The following is a 19,839-nucleotide window of genomic DNA, read 5'->3' as shown; positions in this document are numbered from 1 at the left end:
CCTCCTATCCCTGCTGCAGCGGGGTGAGCTCGAAAGCACCCCGCGCGCCCGGCTGTCCATCCTGCCCCTGCGCGCCCGGCGTTCCCTCGGCGCCTTCGCGGCCCGGTTCGCCACCCTCCGTGCCGCCGGGGCCAGCAGCTCCACCCTCGCCGGGCCTGCCGAAGGCACCGCCGGTTCCCGCCCGGGAGGTCGGGTTGAGCGGCCGGATCCTGCCGGTGCCGCCGTAGCTGATCGCGATGAAGCCGCCGGGGCCTCCGTCGCCGCCGGCGCCGCCGTCTCCTCCGTCGCCGCCCGGGCCGCCACTTCCGCCGGGCGCGCCGGGCACGCTGTCGGGGCCCCGCCGCGCGCCGTTTCCACCCCTGCCGCCGGCGCCGCCGTCCCCCCCGGTGCCCCCGTCGCCGCCGGTGCCGCCGAAGCCGCCCCGGGTGAGCACGGTCACCTCGCCGACCAGCTCGGTGATGGTGCAGGTGGCGTCGGGGGCGGCCTCGCCGTCCCCGCCCATGCCGCCCGGCGCGCCGGGCCTGCCGGGCGTTCCGTCGCCGCCGGTGCCGCTCGCGATGCAGCCCGACGCCCAATTGCACGAGCCCGGGGCGCCGTCCGCCCCTGCCGTTCCGTCCGCGCCGGCGACGCCATGGGCGCCGTCGCTGCCGTCCACGCCCAGCCAATTGAGATCGGTGCACTCCGCCATGATCGTTCCCCTCAGGACGTCCTGCCGACCGTGCCCATGCGGACCGCGCCGCCGGTGAGGAAGATCGCGCCGCCAGCCAGCTCGAGGCGGTCGATCGCCGCGCCGTCGTCCACGCGGATCGCCTCGTCTGCGCCGACCCGCCGGGTTCCCGTGTCGATCGGCGTCGCGTCGTGCCAGGGCGCGGGTTTTGGACGCGGTGCCGCTGGGCTGGAGGGGTCGCGCGCCGGCATCGCCCCCGCGGGGGCAGGAGCAGGAGCAGGAGCAGGCGCGGGAGCAGAGGGCGGTGCCGTTCCCGAGCGCGTGGGGAGCCGGGGCAGGGCAGCGGCGCCGAGGGCCGCTGCTGCGCCGAGGAGGAAGCGTCGACGTTCGTTGTGCGCGGCCATCTTCAGGCGGCCTCCTGCTTCACGAGCCTGCCGAACTCGAGGTGCCCCGGGACGTGGAGCGTGATCCGGCCGCCGGCGTGGAGGAGCACCTCGTCGACAGCGAGGGCCGTTGGCGTGCCGGTGACGACGAGCGTGGCGCCCGCCTCGATCTCGAGGCGGGAGGCCCGCACCACGAGGAGCGGAAAGGGCCCGAGCCGCTCCTCGATCGGCCGCTTCCAGGCTGAGGCGGCAACCGAATCGCCGAAGACGAAGGCCCGCGCCGCCTGGAGCAATGCCGCCGGACCCGAGGCATCCGGGGGACCGGCGGGCGGCTGCGGCGCCGTGCTGCTGCAGGCCTGGTCGGGGACGCCGATCCAGCGCTTGTAGGTGGGGAGCGAAGGGGTGTGCAGCAGCCTGCATCCGAAGCGCTCGAGCTCCCGGGGCAGCAGGCAGTGCCTGCCGCGCTCCAGGACGACCGCTGGCGCGGGGATCTCGTCGGGATGCAGCCCGCAGCCCGCGAGCCAGCTCGATACGGGATCGCGCGGGCTCGAGGCGACCCTCCTGCAGCGCACCGGTGTGCGCCGGACTCCTCCCAGCGTGAGCAGCTCCATCCTTCCCCCCCGGGCGACGACGGCCTCGCCACGAGGAAAGGGACGATCGGGCCGGCAGGGAAGCGCTGCCGCTCCTCCCGCAGAGGGCGCTGCCGTTCATCGTTCGAACACGGCCCCCCGGAGCGGCCGGCGTGCGAAAAGGGCATGACCGATCGGCGGGCAGGCCCTACCTTGCCGCCGATGCGATTTCTCATCTCCAACGACGACGGCATCCAGTCCGACGGCCTGCGCACCCTGGCCCGGGCGCTCTCCGAGGTCGGCGAGGTCTGCGTGGTGGCGCCCGACCGCGAGCAGAGCGCCGCCAGCCACGCGATCAGCCTCCACCGCCCCCTGCGGATCCACGAGGTGGCCGACGATTGGTGGTCGGTGGACGGCACCCCCACCGATTGCGTCTACCTGGCCCTGCACCATCTGCTCAAGGACCGGCGGCCGGACGTGGTGGTCTCCGGGATCAACTACGGCGCCAACCTCGCCGACGACGTGACCTACTCGGGCACCGTCGCCGCGGCGATGGAGGGCGCGCTCCTCGGCGTGCCGGCCATCGCCGTTTCGCTGGTCTCGAGGGAGACCTTCGATTTCGCCTTCGCGGCGAAATTCGCAGCGGGGCTCGCCGCAGAGGTGGCGGAGCGGAAGCTGCCCCGCGGCATGCTGCTCAACGTGAACGTGCCGCGGGATCCTGCAGGCGGCTACCGCTTCACCAAGCTGGGCAAGCGGAGCTACGGCTCGGCGGTGGTGGAGAACGTCGACCCCCGCGGCCGCAAGTACTACTGGATCGGCGGCTCGGAATCGAAGCACGTCGACATCCCGGGATCCGACTGCAACGCCGTCTTCGGCGAGCGCCTGATCAGCGTGACGCCACTCCACCTCGACCTCACCGAGTACAAGCTCCTCGACGAGCTGCGGGCCTGGAGCGTGCCGGGCTTCGACGCGGACGAGCGGGCGACCTGAACCAGCGGCGTTCGGGTGGTGAAGGGGGGCACCTGTACATCCGAGCCGCTGGCCCGAGGCCTTCGGAACGCGGTAGGGGGAGGCGGTTTCCACAAGCGGCGGGAGCGCTTTCTTTGACGCTCGACAGCACCGCATCCATGGTCCGAAGGGTGAACGGCCGCCTGCGCCAGCTTTCCCTTCTCGCGCTCGCGGCGGTGGCGATCACCGGCTGTGTTCCGCCCCGTGCGACCTGGGCCCGGGATACCGGCACCGCGCCTGCCGCCACCGCTGCCGGTGCGGGATCCGCTTCCGCGGGGGCGGAGCGCAAGGCGCCGGTGTCGACGACGGGCGGCGGCGGCCACGGCAGCGACGGCCTCGTCCACGTGGTGCAGCGCGGGGAGAACCTCTACCGGATCGCTCTGCACTACGGCCTCTCGGCGGACGAGGTGGCAGACGCCAACGAGATCACCGATCCCACCCAGCTGGCAGTGGGGCGTGAACTCGTCATCCCGCAGCGCAAGGGGAGCGCCGCGGCGGCGCCGGGGCGCACCACGTCCCGGCCGAAGGTGCGGCCGAGCGTCTCCCGCCGCGAACCCGCCAGGGGCAAGCGGGAGAACGCGATCCTCGGCTGGCCGGTGCAGGGCGTGCTCTACAGCCGCTTCGGCCCCCGCGGCGCCACCCGCCACGACGGCATCGACATCGCCGCCCCCGAGGGGACGAAGATCGTCGCCGCGGCGGACGGGGTGGTGCTCTTCGCCGGAACCCAGCGCGGCTACGGCAACATCGTGATCCTCCGCCACCAGGGCGATCTGATCACCATCTACGCCCACAACCAGCGCAACCTGGTGCAGGAGGGCGCCGAGGTGAAGGCGGGGCAGCCGCTGGCGCTGGTGGGCCGCACCGGCAGGGCGACCGGTCCCCATTGCCATTTCGAGGTCCGTCGGGGCACCGAACCCCACGATCCGCTCGACTTCCTGCCCTGACCCAGGCCGGTTTGACTGCCTGCGTGGCGCTTGCTACCTAGCCCGCTTTTCCGGCGGTGGGATGGTTCCCGCCGCGAGAACGGTTCTCTTCCCGGTGAACGCCTCCGATCTGCAGAGCCTCGTCCTCTGGTTCATCCCCGTGCTCCTCTCGTTGACGGTGCACGAGTGGGCGCACGCCGCCTCCGCCCACGCCCTGGGTGACGACACGGCGGCGCGGCTGGGCCGGCTCACGCTCAACCCCATCCCCCACATCGATCCGGTCGGTACGGTGCTGCTGCCGGTGATGCAGGTGATCTTCTCCGGGGGCGTCTTCTTCGCCTGGGCCAAGCCGGTGCCGGTGACGCCCACCCGCTTCACCCGCAAGGTCACGATGTCGACCGGGATGATGATCGTCTCGGCGGCGGGGCCCGTCTCCAACCTGCTCCTCGCCCTGGGGGCGGCGCTCAGCATGGGCCTCGCCATGCGGGCCGGGCAGACCAACGAGGCGATCTACGCCTTCGCCCAGTCGATGCTGGTGCTCAACCTGGCGCTGGCGATCTTCAACATGATCCCGCTCCCGCCCCTGGACGGCAGCAAGGTGCTCCTCGGCCTACTCCCCCGGCGGACGGCGCTGGCCTACGAGAAGATCTTCCCGTACGCTCCGGTGCTCCTCATCGGCGTCTTCCTCTTCGGCGGAAGGCTGATCCACAGGCCGATGATGTGGCTGGGCGGGTGGCTGATGCACCTCAGCGCGGCGATCGCGGGCTAGGAGCGGGGACGACCGTGGGCGAGGTGGTGAAGGGTCGGCGCGGCAAGGCCGCGCAGGTCGACGAGGCCGGCGAGCAGCCCTCCCACGAGTTCGTGGTGGCGGCGCGGGCCTTCACGCTCACGCTGCCCACCTTCGAAGGTCCGCTGGACCTCCTCCTCCACCTCATCCGCGAGCACAAGCTCGACATCTTCGACATCCCCATCGCCTTCGTCACCCAGGAGTACCTCGCGTACCTGGAGCGGATGAAGGAGCTCAACCTCGACATCGCCGGCGAGTTTCTGGTGATGGCGGCGACGCTGGCCCACATCAAGAGCCGACTCCTGCTGCCCAGGCCCGAGACCCCGCCGGAGGAGAGCGAGGAGGAGCAGGGCGATCCGCGCGCCGAGCTGGTGCGGCGGCTCCTCGAGTACCAGAAGTACAAGGCCGCGGCGGAGGACCTGGCCCGGCAGGACCTCCTCGGGCGCGACGTCTTCACCAGGCAGGTGCGGGCGGAGGCGGTGCCCTTCGCCGAGGGGGAGCTGGGGATCAAGGAGGTCTCGGTCTTCAAGCTGATCGAGGCGCTCGACAAGGTCCTCAAGAACCTCAAGCCCGAGAAGCAGCACCAGGTGGTGCTCGAGCGGGTCTCGATCTCCGACGCGATCAGCCGGATCGCCGACCTGCTCCGGGGCAAGGATCACGTCACCTTCTTCGAGCTCTTCGAGGGGATGACCGAGCGCCACCGCGTGATCGCCACCTTCCTCGGCCTGCTGGAGATGACCCGGCTCAAGCTGGTGCGGGTCCTCCAGGAGGAGCGGGGCGGCGACATCGTGATCAGCCGGACCGAGCGCCTCGGCGACGACGACGTCGACATCCGGGACGATTTCCGCTGATCGGGTGCCCAGTGTCGGCCCCTTCTGCTAGTTTGCGGCCCGTTCGCAAGCCGACACCCTCGTGCCTTCCGGGAGAGCATTCGTGAGCAACGAGACGACGCGTCGCAACGCCGAAAACCGCCGGGGTGGGCGGGTGGTGGAGGCCGTGGAGGAGCGGACCCCCGCCGCGGTGGACGAGGACGCGGCAGCGTTCCTCCAGGAGGCGGCCGAGGCCGCTGCGGCTGCGGCGCTCGAGGCGGAGGCGCTCGCGACGGAGCTGGACGAGGCGGCGGCGCCGGAGGATGCGCTCCCGGTGCATGCGGAAGCGCCCGAAGACGCGCCTGCGGAGGAGCCTGCCGCCGACGAGGTCGCCGCTGCCGACGAGGTGGCGCACGAGGCGCCGGACGAAGCCGACGCGGACGGCGCCCTCGAGGCTGCTGCCGAGGCCCTCGATGCGGTGGAAGCCGAGGTCGAGGAGGTTGCCGTTGCCGCGGTCGACCCGATCGCCGTGGAGGACGCCAACGTCGCTGCCTTCGAGGCCGGTGCCGAGGAGGACGCGGCGCTCCAGGCCGAGATGGCCCGCGAGCTCTCCGAGGACGCCCCCACCGCTGAGGAGGAGGCCCTCGCCCAGGCAGCGGAGGAGCGGGAGGACGAGGAGACCCCCGCCGAGATCGCCGAGCTCGAGGAGGATCTCCAGGGCTCGTTCGACAAGATCGCCGCCAAGGCCCGCAAGCTCACCGAGGACCAGGCGCGGCACGTGGTCCACTCGCTCCTCTTCGTCTCCGACAAGCCGCTCACCGTGGAGCAGATGCGCGCAGCGAGCGGCCTCGAGGCCCATCGGATCAAGGACGCCCTGGAGCGCCTCGCCGGCGAGCTGCGCGAAGGGATCTCCGGCGTCGTGCTCTCCGAGGTGTCGGGAGCCTGGCAGCTCCGCACCGCGCCGGAGTCGGCGGAGTTCGTGCGTCGCTTCCTCCACGTGAAGCCCCGCCGGCTCACGCGCGCCGCTCTCGAGACCCTGGCGATCATCGCCTACCGCCAGCCGGTGACCCGGCCGGAGATCGAGGACATCCGCGGCGTCGATTGCGGCGCGGTGGTGAAGGCGCTCCTCGATTGGAAGCTGATCAAGATCCTCGGAAAGAAGGACGAGGTGGGCCGTCCGCTGCTCTACGGAACGTCCCGGGAGTTCCTGGAGTTCTTCCAGCTGAAGGACCTCGCGTCGTTGCCGACGCTGCGGGAGTTCCACGAGCTCAACGAAGAGAGCGTGCAGATCGTCGAGGAGGAGCTGGGGCCCGAGGCGGCAGCGGGCATCGCCGGCACCGTGGCGGAGCTCACCGACCCGGCCTACCTCGAGGCAGAGAAGGAGCGCGTCGCCAAGAGCGAGCAGGCGCTGGCAGAGCTGGAGCAGGCCCTCGCCGACGCCGAGCAGAAGGCGAGCGACGTCGCCCAGACCATCAACCCGCCGAAGGAGCCCGAAACACCTCCCGAGGCGGAGGGCGCCGCCAGCTGACAAGGGCTGGCCGGTCCCGTACCGCGGCCGCCGAGAAGGCGCCCGCACAGGAAGTCCGAAAATGGCCGAAGAACGGCTGCAGAAAATCCTCTCCCGCTCCGGTATCGCGTCGCGGCGGGCTGCCGAGGAGCTCATCCTCGCCGGCCGGGTCGAGGTGAACGGCAAGAAGGTCCTCGAGCTGGGAAGCAGGGCCGACCCGCGACGCGACCTGATCCGCGTCGACGAGCAGGTCATCGCCGAGCCCGAGGAACTCGCCTACTACGTGCTCTACAAGCCGGAGCGGGTCGTCACCACGCTCTCCGATCCCGAGGGCCGGCAGGCGGTCGGCGACCTCCTCCGCCGGGTCAACGAGCGGGTCTACCCGGTGGGCCGCCTCGACTACGACGCCGAGGGCGTCCTCCTCCTCACCAACGACGGCGAGCTGGCCCACAAGCTCACCCATCCGCGCTGGGGCGTCCGTCGCACCTACCTGGCCAAGGTGAAGGGCGATCCTGCCGACGCGGTGCTGGAGCGGATGCGGGAGGGCGTGCGCCTCGAGGACGGCATGGCCCGGGCCATCGAGGCCACCTGGGAGAAGCGCACGCCGAAGAATACGTGGATCCGGCTGGTGGTCGCCGAGGGGCGTCACCACCTGGTGAAGCGGCTCTGCGAGGCGGTGGGCCACCCGGTGGTGCGGCTCTTCCGCAGCGACTACGCGGGGATCGGCTTCGCGGGGCTGCGGCCCGGCGACGTGCGGCCACTGAGCCGCCTCGAGGTGCAGGCGCTCCGCAAGGCGGTGGAGAAGGAAGCACCGCCGCCGCCTGGTGGGATTCGGCGGAAGCGGCCCCGGGCAGGAGCGGGCGCGGTTCGCAACCCGATCCTCGGCACGGCGCCCAGGCGCAACGTTACCGGCGGCCGGAGTGGCTTCGGCGCCGAGCGCGGCGCTGGTGGCTTCGGTGCCGAGCGTGGTGCGGGTGGCCGTGGCGCCGGTGGCGAGCGCGGTGCCGGTGGTCGTGGTGGCTTCGGTGCCGAGCGCGGTGCGGGTGGCCGTGGTGCCGGTGGCGAGCGCGGTGCCGGTGGTCGTGGTGGTTTCGGTGCCGAGCGCGGCGCGAGTGGCCGTGGCGCCGGTGGCGAGCGCGGCGCGAGTGGCCGTGGCGGCTTCGCTGCCGATCGCGGCGCCGGCGGCCGTGGCGGCTTTGGTGCCGATCGCGGGGCCGGCACCCGCAGCAGCAGGGGCGAGACGCCTGCTGGTGGCGAGCGCCTGGGCTTCGCCCGCTGGGCCGACGAGGAGGGCTTCGCCGAGGAGCCTTCGTACGAGGCACCGGCAACGCCGCGCAAGCAGCGCGGCCCCGGCGCCGGTCGTCCCCAGGGTGGCGCCCGCGCCGCCGGCGGCGGCTCCCGCGGCGCTCGGGGCGCACAGACCGGCGGCGGTCCCCGCTCGTCCGGCGGCAGGCCCCGGGGACCCGCCCGCGGGCCCTCTCGCGAGGGGGGGCGCGGCGGCCAGCGCCGCGGACGCTGAAGCAATCCGGCAGAAGGGGGTTGCTACCTCCCCCTTGTGGGGATGTAGAATTTGGATCTTTGCGACCCCCCACGTCGCTGCCGGAGAGGCATGAACGCTCGCAAGCGGAAGGACGAGGCGGCGGCTGCGCTGGCGAAAGGCAAATTCGCCCGCGCCGCCGCCCTCTACGTAGCCCTCGCCAAAGAAAACCCCAGGGACCCGCAGCTGCTGGTCCGCCTGGGCGAGGTGCAGCGCAAGCGCGGGAAGGATGCCGAGTCGATCCTCGCCTTCCTGGCTGCGGGCCGGCGCTTCGCCGCCGATGGCCTGCTCCTGCGGGCCATCGCCGCCTTGAAGCTCGTCCTCGAGATCGCGCCGGGCCACGAAGAGGCGGAAGCACTTCTCGCCGAGCTCCACGCCCGCAGGCTGGGAAGGCCGCCACCGCCGCCGACGCCGGCACGCGGTACGCCCCTGCCGAAGCCAGCCGGGGCGCCCGCCTCCACGCCGGGCCCCTACACGCCGAGCCAGCCGGTGCAGGTGGTGCGCTTCTCGCAGCCGCCCGCGCCACCCGACGTTGAGCGGCTCGACGAGATGCTCTTCCAGATCGACATCGTCGACGCCCGGGAGCTCGACCGGGAAGCGACGCTTCCGCCGGCGCTGCCCGAGATCCCGCTCTTCGCGGATCTCGCCCCGGCGGCCTTTCGCAAGCTCATCGATCGTTCGCGGCACCAGCGCCTCGCCCCCGGGGAGATCGCCGTTCGCCAGGGTGAGCGCGGCGACGCCTTCTACGTCGTCGTCGACGGATCGCTCGAGGTCGTCCGCGAGATGGGCGCGCAGCACGTGCGGCTGGCGGTGCTGGAGGACGGCGCCTTTTTCGGTGAGATGGCGCTGCTCACCGCCTCGGCCCGCACGGCGAGCGTCGTGGCGCTGCGCGAGAGCGAGGTGCTCCAGTTCACCAGCGCCGATCTGCGCCAATTGGTGCGCGACCACACCTCCGTCGCCACCGCGCTGCGCCGCTTCTACCGGCAGCGCCTCCTCGCCAACGTCCTCGCCACCTCGCCGATCTTTCGTCCCTTCGATCGTGCCACCGGGGCCGAGCTCATCCGCCAGTTCCGGACGCGGGAGGTGGCGGCAGGCGAAACGGTGGTGGAGGAGGGCGTGCCGGTCGAGGGGCTCTTCGTGGTGCTCCACGGCACCTTCGACGTGGTGCGAAGGCAGGACGGTGCCGAGAAGCCCCTGGCGATTCTGCGCGAGGGGGAGCTCTTCGGCGAGCAGTCGCTGCTGCACGGCGGCCAGGCCAGCGCGAGCTGCAGGGCCCGGAGCCGCGGCATGGTGCTGCGGCTGCCGCGGGAGGCGTTCTCGGCCTTGCTGGACCGCCACCCCTCGATCCGCGAGACCCTGGGCCGGCTCGATCTGGAGCGCCAGCGCGCGGGCGGCATCCGCGGCGGCGGATCCCTCCTCGTCTGACGCAAGGGAAGCAATGGGTCCCCTGGGGCGGGACCCACGAACCCGTCAGCTCGTCTTGTCCTCGCCGCGCACCCTGGCGAGGTAGTCCTCGTGACGGACGACGCCCTTCTCCACGAGCATCTCCACCAACACCCGGAGTGCGCGGAGCTGCCCTCCAGCCAGGCGCTCCAGCTCCGCGATCGAGGCTCGAAGATCGGCGAAGTCTGCAGGCGGCGGGGCTTCGGTCGGCGGGGCGGGGGGCGTCGGCTGCTCGCGTCCCGGCTCCTCCGCCTGCACCGGGGCAGCGGGTTCTGCCGCGGCGCCGAGCTCGCCGTAGTAGTGCTTGCGGATCGCCTTCTCGATCCGGCTGGAGGCTGCCACCACCGGCTGGATCGACCAGCCGATGTGATCGCCCAGCTCGGCGAGGGCACGCTTGTCGGTGGGATCGGCGGTGGCGACGAAGAGGACCTTGCGGCTCGCTTCGACCGCCACCGGCATCACGCCGAATTGCTCGACCAGGTGCAGGCCGATGTAGCCTGCCATGCTCCGGTCGAGCTCCATCGTCGCGGGGTCGCAGGCGGGGATCCCCAGCTGCCGGGAGAGGGCCCGCACCAGCAGCTCCTCCGAGAGCACGCCCATGTTGACGAGCGTGCGCCCCAGGGGTTCGCCCCAGCGCTGCTGCTCGACGAGGGCAGCCTGCAGCTTGCCCTCGTCGAGAACGCCGGCGGCGACGAGCAATTCACCCAGCTTGCGACGGTCCGCTACCGACGACTCACCACTCACGTCTGCACCACCTTCTCGGCCCCCCGGCGGCGGTGGACCCTTACTCCGTCTGCGCGGTCGCGGGCTGCTCGAGGGCCGGCGCGAGCTTGGCCGCCTGTGCCTTCTCCGCATCGGAGAGCTTCGCCGCCCGGTAGATCCGGTGCGTTGCCTGCTTCCCCTCGATGGCGAGGATGGCGGCGGTGCCCACCGAGGTGGTCCCGTCGTTCATCGTCCACTCGATGCTGTCGGCTGCGCCGGGGTTGAGGAAGAGCTTCTCACTGGCGGTGCCGTCCGCAAGTACCTTCTCCCCGGCGAGGTCGGCGACGGCAATGCCGCCGGCCTCCTTGATGTTCGGGAAGATCCCGAAGGGGATCCCGGCGGTCTCGAGCACCGTGGTCAGGTTGGGATCGCCAACGTGCTTCTTGTCCGGCGCGATCACGTCGAGGGCGGTGGGAGCGGTGCCGAGTGGCTGGCCGTGGGCCACGAGGACCACCGCGTCGTTCGCCGCAGCGGTGAGCTTCTTCAGGGCGCCGACGTCCTCCTTCGAGTACTGGCAGCCCGCGCCGGATGCGTGGATGTAACGGGGATCGTGGTAGCCGGGGAGGGTGACGAAGTCGGCGTCGTCCCAGTCGACGTAGCGCACCCGGTTGCCGTTGATCAGGTTCGGCTGATCCTTCTGCACCGCGGCGACGGCGTCGACGTAGTCGGCGCGCGCCTCGCGGTTGCCGGCGATGGCGAGGACCGGGAGTCCCGAGGCGGCGACCTTGCGGAGCACGGCCTCGATGTTGGCGCGATCCTGGCCGCTGTCGCCGGCGACCACGATCATCTCGGCGCCGTTTTCGCGGAAGAAGCCGAGGTAGCGCTCCAGGTTGAAGAGGTTCTCGCCGGAGGCCTCGTTCAGGTTGGCGAGGACGCCGACGACCGCCTTCTCGTCCGCATCCTCGGCGCTCTTGACGGTGAGCCGGTAGCCGTTCACCTCGACGGTGCGATCGCCGATGGTGCGGGTCTCGGGGACCGCCGTGTCGATCGGACCGACGCACTCGGGGTCGCTCTTGCCGGGCACGCTGGCCACCGAGGCGTCGCTCGCCGGGGCGGCGGGGGCCGCGGCCTTCGGCGCCGGCGCGGGGGCGGCCTTCTCCGGTTCGGCGGCGGGCTTGTTGTCGCTGCAGGCTGCCAGCAGGGCGGCGGCGCCCACGGCGGTGAGAATGCGGCGGTTCATGGGGATCCTCGGTCAGGTGTTGGGGCACTCCTGAAGCGGCGCGAGTATAGGAGGCGCCCCCCGGGGGGAGCAAGCGAGCGCAGGGCGCCTCGTGCGGCGGTGGGGCGCCACGCTGTGGACGCATATGCGCGGGCTGGGAGCGCGCCCGGTCCCGGACGAGGCGAGGGCCGCCTGCCTGCAAGCTCAACGTGCCTTGCTTGACATTGCGTCGCCCACTGTTAGGAGATCGAAGAAGGGCGCCGTCCTCGCTGGAGAAATCCGCGATCCGCGACTTGCGGATCCCGGGCCCCGAAGGCGGGAGCGGGTCGGGGCAGCGAAGGGACTTCCCGGAGGAGGTTCCGATGTTGTCCGGGTCGTGCTGCGGGCTGGCCTTGGGCTTGCAGAAATGGATGGGCGGGTTGGCGGAACGATCCGCGCCGGCTCGACGAGGAGGTCGCCATGCTCGATGCCTTCATCATCGAGGAGATCAAGCGCCGGGAACGCGACGAAGAGCGCCGCAGGGACGACGAGCGGCCCCGGATCGAGATCCCGATCGCGCCGGAGGAGCCGGTCCGTCCGAGCGGCGAGGAGAAGCCGGAGCGCGGCGTGGTCATCATCGACTACTCCGTCTGACCGAAGGGTCCCGGAGCGTTCCGATCTGCCGAACCCCCTTTCCCACCCAGGAGAGGGGGTTCGCTCGTTTCTGCGCCGCGAGGTGTCGGCAGGCCACTCGAACCGTGGGCAGCGGGGCGCAGGAGCGCTTGCCTGGCCGCTTCACCGCTTCTATCTTGCCGCCCTTTTCGAGGAAGGGAGCTCAGTCCATGATCGATATCGTCGACGTCCACGCGCGCGAGATTCTCGACAGCCGCGGCAATCCCACCGTCGAGGTGGAGGTGACCGTTTCCACCGGCGACACGGGGCGCGCCGCCGTTCCCTCCGGTGCCTCCACGGGCGAGCACGAGGCCCTCGAACTTCGGGACGGCGACAAGGCCCGCTATCTGGGCAAGGGCGTGCTCAAGGCCGTCGAGAACGTGAACGAGAAGCTCGCCCCGGCAGTGGTGGGTATGGACGCCGACGATCAGTACGCCCTCGACCGGCGGATGATCGACCTGGACGGCACCCCCACCAAGAGCAACCTGGGCGCCAACGCCATCCTCGGCGTCTCGCTGGCGGCAGCCCGCGCCGCCGCCCTCGCCCACGGTGTGCCGCTCTACCGTTGGGTCGGCGGCGCGCAGGCCCGGACCCTGCCCGTGCCGCTGATGAACATCCTCAACGGCGGCGCCCACGCCGACACCCGCGTCGACGTGCAGGAGTTCATGGTGATGCCGGTGGGCGCCTCTTCCTTCCGGGAGGGCCTGCGCTGGGGCGCCGAGATCTTCCACGCCCTCAAGAAGGTGCTGAAGGGCCGCAAGCTCGCCACCGGCGTCGGCGACGAGGGCGGCTACGCCCCCGACCTCGGCTCCAACGAGGAGGCGCTCGCGGTCGTGGCGGAGGCGGTGACGCAGGCGGGCTACAGCCTCGGCGACCAGGTCGTGCTCGCCCTCGACGTCGCCTCCAGCGAGTTCTTCGACAAGGCGAAGGGCACCTACGTCCTCAAAGGCGAGGGCAAGGAGTTCGACCGGGCCGGCCTCGTCGGCTGGTACGACGAGCTCTGCCAGCGCTACCCCATCGCCTCGATCGAGGACGGCTTCGCCGAAGACGACTGGGAGGGCTGGAAGATGGGCACCGAGCGCCTCGGCGACCGGGTGCAGCTGGTCGGCGACGACCTCTTCGTCACCAACGTGGAGCGCCTCTCCCGCGGGATCGAGCAGGGGATCGCCAACTCGCTGCTGGTGAAGGTGAACCAGATCGGCTCGCTGAGCGAGACGATCGAGGCGGTCCGCATGGCCCAGAAGGCCGGCTACACCGCGGTGATGAGCCACCGCTCCGGCGAGACCGAGGACACCACCATCGCCGACCTCGCCGTCGCCCTCGACTGCGGGATGATCAAGACCGGCTCGGCGAGCCGCTCGGACCGCGTGGCCAAGTACAACCAGCTGCTCCGCATCGAGGAGGAGCTGGGGAGCGCCGCCCGCTACGCTGGCCGCGCCTGCTTCCCCCGCCGGTAGCTGCGGCGGGCTGCACGCCCGAGGAAAGACGGCCGGCCGCTCCACGGGGACCGGCCGTTTTTTTCGAGGAGCAGGGCAGGAACGCGAAGAGGCGCGGGAGCTCCCACGCCTCTTCGCCCTGGGCGATGACCCGGTCGCTCAGCCCATCGAGGCGGCGATCGGCCCAACGCCTTCCGGCTCGATGTCCTCCATCAGGGCCACCAGCTCGTGCTTCAGCTTGTCCTTGGCGCGGATCTCCAGCTGCCGGGCGCGCTCACGGGAGAAGCCGAAGTGCTGGCCGAGCTCCTTGAGGGTCATCGGCTTGTCGCTCATCACGCGCTTCTCGATGATGAAGCGCTCGCGGGGATCCAGTCGCATCAGCGCCTGCTCGACGCGGCTGGTGACGATCTCCCGCTCCTCGGCGTCGGCGAGGCGGGCGTCCTGGCCCTCGCCACCGTCGGCGACGAAGTCGACGTGGCTGTTGCCGCCGTCGTCACCCATCGGCGCGTCGAGGGAGAGGTCGCGGCCCTCCATGCGCTGGGTCATCTCCACCACCTCGCCCGGCTTCACCCGGAGCTTCTTGGCGATGCGCCTGGCGTCCTGGGACTCCTCCGCACCGCCTAGCTTCTCCAGCTCGCGCTTGGTGCGGGCGAGGGAGAAGAAGAGTTTCCGCTGGGCCTGGGTGGTGCCGAGCTTCACCAGCGACCACGACTTGAGGATGTAGTTCTGGATGTAGGCGCGGATCCACCACACGGCGTAGGAGATGAGGCGGATCCCCTTGTCGGGATCGAACTTCTGCACCGCCTTCATCAGGCCGATGTTCCCCTCCTGGATGAGGTCGGCCATCTTGATGCCGTAGGAGCGGTACTCGTACGAGACCTTCACCACGAAGCGGAGGTTCGCCGTCACCAGCCTGCTGGCGGCGACCTCGTCCTCGTTCTTCCGGTAGCGGCGGGCGAGCTCCTGCTCCTCCTCCTGGGTGAGAAGCGGGTACTGGTTGATCTCCGACAGGTACATCGCAAGCGAGCCCGAAGATGCCGGCAGGGTCGAGAGCTGCATGGCCAGGTAGCCTCCAAGTTCCGGGTGGTACGGGTCCCGAGGGACCGCGGCACGGTGCTGGGTCCCTGTGCGAATGGGGTGCCACTCTTCCAACCGAGCAAACCCCAAGAAAAATGCCTACATGCAGTGTCCATTGGCATACATGTCGGCAAGAGGGTCGGTAAGAAATACAGGGCAGGCCCCTGCGGTGGGTTTTCGAGGGCTTGGCGCCGGTAAGTCTTACCGGGAGGCGCTGGGGGCGCCGTCGGAGGCCCGTTGATCTTTCGGAAGGTCGTGCGCACCTGCGACGCCGCCGGCAGGCCGGCAAGGGCACGCCGGCTCCTCCCTGCAGGGACAATCGCTCCGGCACGGTGGCCGGAGGGCAAGGTGCGGGCTTGCAGCCACCCCTGCACTTCTTACAACCGGACCTCGAGCAGGGGCAGGACGGATCGAAGAAGGGGCCCTCCGTCGCCGGAAGGCCCCTTCACTCGAGCGGAAGCTCTGCTGCTACCAGCGCGACCAGAACGAGCGGCGGGCGGCGACCTGCTCGAGCGCCTCCTGGAGCGCGTAGTCGAGATCGGCCTCGCGGGCCACGTCGCTCATCGAGATCACGCCCTTGAGGTGATCGTCCCGGTCGACCACCGGCAGCCGGCGCACGTTCTCCTCGCCCATGACCCGTACCGCGTCGGTGAGCCGATCGTCCGGCGTGCAGACGTGCACGTCGGAGCTCATCACGTGGCGCACCTGGGTATTCTGATCCTTTCGATCGGCGACGATCCGGAGCGCGATGTCGCGGTCGGTGACCATGCCGATCACCCTGCCATCCTCGACCACCGGGATGAAGCCCGTGTCCTCGTCCCGCATGAGCCGGGCCGCTTCGTGGATCGGGCTGTCCGGATGGACGGTTTTCGGATTGCGGGTCATCACGTCGCGGACGAGTGCGCCCTCGCGCTCCCAGCGACCGCGGCGCTGCTCCGGGCCCATCCATTCCTCGCGGCGAGGCTCCCGGCCCTCCATCATCATGCTGTGCAGTGCGAAGGAGCTGGGGCGCATCCCCTGGCGCTCGGGGACCCATCCGGCGGTCTCGCCGAACGTGCCCGCGAGGGAGCCGGCGCCGCTGGGCCCGCCGAAGCTGGCGGCGGGACGGCCACGGCCGTCGGGGCCCGGGCCCATGCCGCCGTAGCTCCCGCTGTATTCGTCGCCTGCGTATCCTCCGTATCCGCCGCCGGCGCCGCTGTACGACGGGCCCATCGTCTGCCCGGTCTCGTAGCCCCCGTAGGCGCCGCCGGCGTCACCACCGTAGCCGCCGTAGCCCACGTTGCCGCCGTAACCACCGTAGCCGCCCGAGCTTCCGTAGTAGTCCGAACCGTACTGGGCGCTGCCGTAGCCGCTGGGCGCGCCACCACCGTAGGAGCGCTCGGGCCGGTAGTTGGTGACCTGGAGCCTGCCGCCGGAGGGCACGTCGCCGGCCTCGCCGCGCATGAAGCGCTCACCGGGCGTGCCGCCCCGCTCCAGCCACCCGGCGCCCCGTCCCTCGCGATGCGGGTGCCAGTCGTGGCGGCGATCGATCTCGTCCCGCATCGTGCGGTGGTCCAGGTCCTCCCGGTAGCCTGCCTCCCGCATCCCGGCGCGCATGCCGCCGCCGCGGAAGCCGCCTTCGCGCATGCCGCCCTCGCCACGGGCGTGCCAGTCGTGGCGGCGATCGATCTCGTCGCGGTGCGTACGCCGGTCGAGGTCCTCACGCACGTCCCGGCCGCTGCCGCGCCACCCCATCGTCTCCGGATCGCGCATCATTTCCTCCCTGTCGTGCTCGGCACCGCGGCCGTTGCCCCGCTTGCCCTGCTCGTAGGTCGCCATGGTCTGCTGCCTCTCTCTGTGAAGCTGGATTGGGAACGTCGAAGCTAGGGAGCGCTACCGGCCGCGGTAGTGCTCCCCCTCTTCGTGGCGTTCGACGTAGCGCTCCCTGCTGCCGCGGTCCGCGCCGCCCTCGCCGTAGCGGGTGAGATCCCGGTAGTCCTCGCTGCCGACGTGCCCCCGTCCTGCATAGGCCTCGCCGCTCATCGGGTACTCGTCTTCCCTGCCGCGGTACTGGCCGCCGTAGAGCGGGCCCTGCTCCCCGCGATCCCGCTCCCGCCACCGGCCCAGCGGCCCTCCGAAGCCCCTGCCGCCTCCGCGATCGGCGGTCTCCTCCCTGCCGAAGCGGCCGTGTTCCGGGCCGCCGAGGCCGCCGAAGTCCTGCGAGATACGGTCCTCGCGGGCCTCGTGCACGCCGCCGCCGTACCAGGTGGACGTCTGCTCCCTGCCGGCGCTGCCGCCATACCAATCGGAGGTGCGCTCGCTGCCCGGGCCGCTGCCCGTCCAGCCGCGCCGTTCCCCACCACCGCCGAACCACGTCCCCATCCGCTCCGCGTCGGTGCGGCCCTCCCAATTGGTGCCGCGGTGCTCGCCCACGTAGCCGGGGCTGCGTGCCCCCGCGTCCCGGGGCCTGCCACGCTCGAAGGGCGTGTCGCCGCCGGGCCAGGTGGCGTAGCCCCTGCCATGCATCCCCTCGAGCGGCCCTGCCGACCGATCGGGCGAGGGTGCGGCGCCCCTGCGCCTACCGCCGGCGCCGCCCTCGCGCCGGAAGGCGCCGGGACCCACCCGCCGCGCCTCGAGCTCCTCCGCCTCGAAATCCCTGCCGCCGCGACCGCTGGCGCCACCGTGGAGCATGCCGCCGAGGCCGCCCATGCCGGCGCCGATGGCCTGTACCGTGTCGGCCCCCGGGTGGCCCGGGTGCGTGCCGACCTCCATCGCCGGGATCCGATCCTCGCCGTAGGCACCGAGACCGTGGGGTTTGTCGGTGGGGTAGGGACGCTCGATGCTTCCCGCACTGCCACCCGCGCCACGCTCCATCCGCCTGCCACCCTCGGTGGCGCCGAGGCCCCGCGGGTGGGAACGCTCCCCGCGCCGCCGCCAGGTCTCCGCGCCGCCACCGCGGAACTCGGCGCCGCGCCAATGCTCCCTGCCGCCGCGGAACTCGCCGCCGCGCCAGGTCTCGCCCCCCCGTGCGCCTTCGCCGGCCTGCCATTCGCCGCCGCGCTCCCAGGGCCGCGCGGCGCCGTATTCGGAGTAGCCCGCGCCGAAGCGCCCCTCCTCGGGGCGGTAGGTGCCGCGGTCGGCCCTGCCGCCGTAGCCGCCGTAGCCGCCGCCCGTCTCCCGGTAGGTGAAGCGCCGGGCAGCCTCCTGCCGGGCCCGCTCCTCGACCAGCGCCCGCTCCTCCTGCAGCGCCCGCCGCTCGTGGAGGGTCTCGTAGGCCCGCTGCTCCCCGGAGGGCCTGGCGGCACGCATCCTCGCCTCGCGCTCCTCCCGCTCCCGCGCCGCCCTGCGCCGCCGGCGCGCTCGACCGAAGAGCCTTCCCCAACCACCGCTGCCGTGCTGTTCGTCTGCCATTCGATCCTCCATGGGCTCGGGCCCGCCCAAAGCAGGTGCCGTGCCGAGGGATCGAAGGAAAAAGCCCCGCAATTCGGGAGGCTTCGGCTGTTGCCCAGGCGCCATGGCGCTGCTTTGCCCGTTTCGACGGGGGACGGCGGCGTGTCGCTGCACAGGGCCCGCACGGGACGTGCGTGGAACGGGCCCCCGCCCGCCATGGAGCCGGCGCTGCCGCCCGCTGCCCCCAGGGGGCGCGTGTGCTTCCTGCACGGCGGCCCTAATTTTCCGGAGGAGGGCGGTCCGATCCCGTCCGAAGGGGTGCAGGCATGGCGATGCGGCCGATCTGGAAGGGATCGATCAGCTTCGGTCTCGTGAACATCCCGGTGAGCATCTACCTCGCCGCCAGGAGCGAGCGGGTGGGCTTCAAGATGCTCCACGCCCCCGACCAGGGAAGGATCCACTACAAGCGGGTCTGCGAGGTGGATGGCGAGGAGGTCCCCTGGGAGGAGATCGTCAAGGGCTACGAGTACGCGAAGGGCCGCTACGTCGAGATCACCGACGAGGATCTCGAGTCGATCGACATCGGTCTCGCGCGGACCGTCGACATCGTGCAATTCGTCGATCAGGAGGAGATCGATCCGGTCTTCTACGACAAGCCCTACTTCCTCGAGCCCACCAAGGGGGCGGAGCGGGCCTACGCGCTGCTCCGCGAGGCCCTCGTCCGCAGTGGCAAGGTGGGGATCGCGCGGGTCGTCTTCCGCGAGCGCGAATACCTGGCGGCGGTGCGCCCCCGCGGCGAGGCGCTCGCGCTCGACACGATGCGCTTCGCCACCGAGCTGCGGGACCAGGGGGAACTCCACCTTCCCGCCGGCGCCGCCACCGAGCTACCCGAGAAGCAGATCGATCTGGCGCTGATGCTGGTCGAACAGCTCACCGCACCCTGGGATCCGGACAAATATGCGGACCGCTACCAGGAGGCGGTGCAGCGGATGATCGATCGCAAGCTCGAGGGGCTGCCGCTGCCTGCTGCGGCGCCGGCACCTGCCACCGGAGAGGTGATCGATCTGGCGGAGATCCTGCGGCGCAGCCTCGAGCAGGCGCGGCCGGGCGGTGGTGAGGCGGAGGAGCGGCCGGCGAAGGGCCAGCGCCGCGCCGCTGCCGCGGCGCAGGCCGCCCGATCGGCGCGGCGGAAGGAGAAGGAAGCGACTCCCGAGGAGAAGCCCGCCCGCAAGCGCAGCGCCTCCAGAAGCCGGAAGAAGTAGGAGCGGCCCGCGGATCCGACCGGCCCCGCAGGGCGGTTCAGGGTGCGGCAGCGGAGGAATCGATCAGGCCCGGAGCTTCGTCGGGGCCGCACCCGACGCTGCCTCGCGGGCTGCATCCTTCGCCTCGCCGAGGAGGGTGTCGACCACGCGGAGGAGCTCGTCGAGGTCGAAGGGCTTGGCGAGGAAGTGCTGCGCACCGCAGCGGCGGGCGATCAGCCTCCCGTCCTCGGGCGGGACGCCCGAGGTGAGGATCACGGGGATGGGTCGCACCTCCCGGATCGCGCGGACCAACTCGTCACCCGAGAGACCGCGCAGGTGCAGGTCGACGATGGCGAGATCGATTTCACGGGCGTGCTGCAGACCCTCGCCAGCGGTCCGGGCTGCAACGGCCCGGTAGCCTGCGTCGGCGAGGACGCCGGCGATGGCATCGCAGAACTGCGGATCGTCGTCGATGCAAAGAATCGCCATGTTTTGTCCGATTTTCGAAAAG

The 19,839-nt window shown here is 71.6% G+C and carries 19 protein-coding genes; 10 read left to right on the top strand and 9 right to left on the bottom strand.

What is annotated here, in order from left to right; genetic code table 11:
• Positions 1-4: 4 nt before the first annotated feature.
• Genes ACESMR_RS17940 through ACESMR_RS17930 form a run of 3 tightly spaced genes read right to left on the bottom strand, consistent with a single transcriptional unit; the run spans position 5 to position 1,622 of the window.
• The gene (locus ACESMR_RS17940) at positions 5-688 is read right to left on the bottom strand and encodes a hypothetical protein (protein WP_373048485.1); all 684 of its coding nucleotides are present in this window, start codon (positions 686-688) and stop codon (positions 5-7) included.
• Positions 689-699: 11 nt separating this feature from the next.
• A complete protein-coding gene (locus ACESMR_RS17935; protein WP_373048484.1) occupies positions 700-1,071 on the bottom strand; it encodes a hypothetical protein in 372 nt (123 codons plus the stop codon).
• 2 nt (positions 1,072-1,073) lie between these two features.
• Positions 1,074-1,622, bottom strand: a complete 549-nt coding sequence (locus ACESMR_RS17930; protein WP_373048483.1) for a hypothetical protein — start codon at positions 1,620-1,622, stop codon at positions 1,074-1,076.
• A 219-nt stretch (positions 1,623-1,841) separates the two neighbouring features.
• On the opposite strand from ACESMR_RS17930, the gene surE reads away from it, so the two are divergent.
• From surE to ACESMR_RS17895, 7 genes are all read left to right on the top strand, one after another.
• Positions 1,842-2,609 carry a 5'/3'-nucleotidase SurE gene (surE, locus tag ACESMR_RS17925; protein ID WP_373048482.1) on the top strand — a complete coding sequence of 256 codons (768 nt, stop codon included), beginning with the start codon at positions 1,842-1,844 and terminating at the stop codon, positions 2,607-2,609.
• Between the two features lie 137 nt (positions 2,610-2,746).
• Positions 2,747-3,571: a M23 family metallopeptidase gene (locus ACESMR_RS17920; protein WP_373048481.1), complete on the top strand. Its 825-nt coding sequence runs from the start codon at positions 2,747-2,749 to the stop codon at positions 3,569-3,571.
• Between the two features lie 94 nt (positions 3,572-3,665).
• Positions 3,666-4,319, top strand: coding sequence for a site-2 protease family protein (locus ACESMR_RS17915; RefSeq protein WP_373048480.1), 654 nt, complete (start codon positions 3,666-3,668; stop codon positions 4,317-4,319).
• Between the two features lie 14 nt (positions 4,320-4,333).
• Positions 4,334-5,188: a segregation and condensation protein A gene (locus ACESMR_RS17910; RefSeq protein WP_373048479.1), complete on the top strand. Its 855-nt coding sequence runs from the start codon at positions 4,334-4,336 to the stop codon at positions 5,186-5,188.
• A gap of 82 nt (positions 5,189-5,270) precedes the next feature.
• Positions 5,271-6,674, top strand: a complete 1,404-nt coding sequence (gene scpB, locus ACESMR_RS17905; RefSeq protein WP_373048478.1) for an SMC-Scp complex subunit ScpB — start codon at positions 5,271-5,273, stop codon at positions 6,672-6,674.
• A gap of 61 nt (positions 6,675-6,735) precedes the next feature.
• Complete coding sequence (locus ACESMR_RS17900; protein ID WP_373048477.1) at positions 6,736-8,172, top strand: pseudouridine synthase; 1,437 nt, start codon at positions 6,736-6,738, stop codon at positions 8,170-8,172.
• A gap of 90 nt (positions 8,173-8,262) precedes the next feature.
• A complete protein-coding gene (locus ACESMR_RS17895; RefSeq protein WP_373048476.1) occupies positions 8,263-9,615 on the top strand; it encodes a cyclic nucleotide-binding domain-containing protein in 1,353 nt (450 codons plus the stop codon).
• 45 nt (positions 9,616-9,660) lie between these two features.
• On the opposite strand, the gene ACESMR_RS17890 is transcribed toward ACESMR_RS17895, so the two are convergent.
• On the bottom strand, positions 9,661-10,377 hold the full coding sequence (locus ACESMR_RS17890) for a hypothetical protein (protein ID WP_373048475.1): 717 nt from the start codon (positions 10,375-10,377) through the stop codon (positions 9,661-9,663).
• A gap of 40 nt (positions 10,378-10,417) precedes the next feature.
• Positions 10,418-11,575, bottom strand: coding sequence for a hypothetical protein (locus ACESMR_RS17885; protein ID WP_373048474.1), 1,158 nt, complete (start codon positions 11,573-11,575; stop codon positions 10,418-10,420).
• Positions 11,576-12,013: 438 nt separating this feature from the next.
• Here ACESMR_RS17885 and ACESMR_RS17880 point away from each other — a divergent pair, with 438 nt between their 5' ends.
• Positions 12,014-12,187 (top strand): hypothetical protein, encoded by a 174-nt coding sequence (locus ACESMR_RS17880; protein WP_373048473.1) that lies wholly within the window; start codon positions 12,014-12,016, stop codon positions 12,185-12,187.
• 188 nt (positions 12,188-12,375) lie between these two features.
• Positions 12,376-13,662: a phosphopyruvate hydratase gene (gene eno / locus ACESMR_RS17875; RefSeq protein WP_373048472.1), complete on the top strand. Its 1,287-nt coding sequence runs from the start codon at positions 12,376-12,378 to the stop codon at positions 13,660-13,662.
• A 138-nt stretch (positions 13,663-13,800) separates the two neighbouring features.
• Here eno and rpoH read toward each other — a convergent pair whose 3' ends face one another.
• The 3 genes from rpoH to ACESMR_RS17860 all read right to left on the bottom strand — a co-directional run bounded on the left by rpoH (position 13,801) and on the right by ACESMR_RS17860 (position 18,108).
• Complete coding sequence (gene rpoH, locus ACESMR_RS17870; protein WP_373048471.1) at positions 13,801-14,700, bottom strand: RNA polymerase sigma factor RpoH; 900 nt, start codon at positions 14,698-14,700, stop codon at positions 13,801-13,803.
• A gap of 486 nt (positions 14,701-15,186) precedes the next feature.
• On the bottom strand, positions 15,187-16,536 hold the full coding sequence (locus ACESMR_RS17865; protein ID WP_373048470.1) for a CBS domain-containing protein: 1,350 nt from the start codon (positions 16,534-16,536) through the stop codon (positions 15,187-15,189).
• 54 nt (positions 16,537-16,590) lie between these two features.
• The gene (locus ACESMR_RS17860) at positions 16,591-18,108 is read right to left on the bottom strand and encodes a hypothetical protein (protein WP_373048469.1); all 1,518 of its coding nucleotides are present in this window, start codon (positions 18,106-18,108) and stop codon (positions 16,591-16,593) included.
• Positions 18,109-18,413: 305 nt separating this feature from the next.
• Between ACESMR_RS17860 and ACESMR_RS17855 the strand changes: the two genes are divergently transcribed.
• Complete coding sequence (locus tag ACESMR_RS17855) at positions 18,414-19,349, top strand: Ku protein (protein WP_373048468.1); 936 nt, start codon at positions 18,414-18,416, stop codon at positions 19,347-19,349.
• A gap of 63 nt (positions 19,350-19,412) precedes the next feature.
• On the opposite strand, the gene ACESMR_RS17850 is transcribed toward ACESMR_RS17855, so the two are convergent.
• Positions 19,413-19,817, bottom strand: coding sequence for a response regulator (locus ACESMR_RS17850; RefSeq protein WP_373048467.1), 405 nt, complete (start codon positions 19,815-19,817; stop codon positions 19,413-19,415).
• Between the last annotated feature and the right edge of the window lie 22 nt (positions 19,818-19,839).

Source organism: Vulgatibacter sp., assembly GCF_041687135.1.
Taxonomy (GTDB): Bacteria; Myxococcota; Myxococcia; order Myxococcales; family Vulgatibacteraceae; genus JAWLCN01.
This window is presented reverse-complemented; position numbering and strand designations above follow the sequence as displayed.

Bases quoted from the DNA above. Each gene is read 5' to 3' on its own strand.
- ACESMR_RS17850 (WP_373048467.1), bottom strand. From the start codon at position 19,817: ATGGCGATTCTTTGCATCGACGACGATCCGCAGTTCTGCGATGCCATC.
- surE (WP_373048482.1), top strand. From the start codon at position 1,842: ATGCGATTTCTCATCTCCAACGACGACGGCATCCAGTCCGACGGCCTG.
- ACESMR_RS17900 (WP_373048477.1), top strand. From the start codon at position 6,736: ATGGCCGAAGAACGGCTGCAGAAAATCCTCTCCCGCTCCGGTATCGCG.
- ACESMR_RS17935 (WP_373048484.1), bottom strand. From the start codon at position 1,071: ATGGCCGCGCACAACGAACGTCGACGCTTCCTCCTCGGCGCAGCAGCG.
- ACESMR_RS17865 (WP_373048470.1), bottom strand. From the start codon at position 16,536: ATGGCGACCTACGAGCAGGGCAAGCGGGGCAACGGCCGCGGTGCCGAG.
- ACESMR_RS17855 (WP_373048468.1), top strand. From the start codon at position 18,414: ATGGCGATGCGGCCGATCTGGAAGGGATCGATCAGCTTCGGTCTCGTG.
- ACESMR_RS17885 (WP_373048474.1), bottom strand. From the start codon at position 11,575: ATGAACCGCCGCATTCTCACCGCCGTGGGCGCCGCCGCCCTGCTGGCA.
- eno (WP_373048472.1), top strand. From the start codon at position 12,376: ATGATCGATATCGTCGACGTCCACGCGCGCGAGATTCTCGACAGCCGC.
- ACESMR_RS17920 (WP_373048481.1), top strand. From the start codon at position 2,747: ATGGTCCGAAGGGTGAACGGCCGCCTGCGCCAGCTTTCCCTTCTCGCG.
- rpoH (WP_373048471.1), bottom strand. From the start codon at position 14,700: ATGCAGCTCTCGACCCTGCCGGCATCTTCGGGCTCGCTTGCGATGTAC.
- ACESMR_RS17880 (WP_373048473.1), top strand. From the start codon at position 12,014: ATGCTCGATGCCTTCATCATCGAGGAGATCAAGCGCCGGGAACGCGAC.
- ACESMR_RS17895 (WP_373048476.1), top strand. From the start codon at position 8,263: ATGAACGCTCGCAAGCGGAAGGACGAGGCGGCGGCTGCGCTGGCGAAA.
- ACESMR_RS17940 (WP_373048485.1), bottom strand. From the start codon at position 688: ATGGCGGAGTGCACCGATCTCAATTGGCTGGGCGTGGACGGCAGCGAC.
- ACESMR_RS17860 (WP_373048469.1), bottom strand. From the start codon at position 18,108: ATGGCAGACGAACAGCACGGCAGCGGTGGTTGGGGAAGGCTCTTCGGT.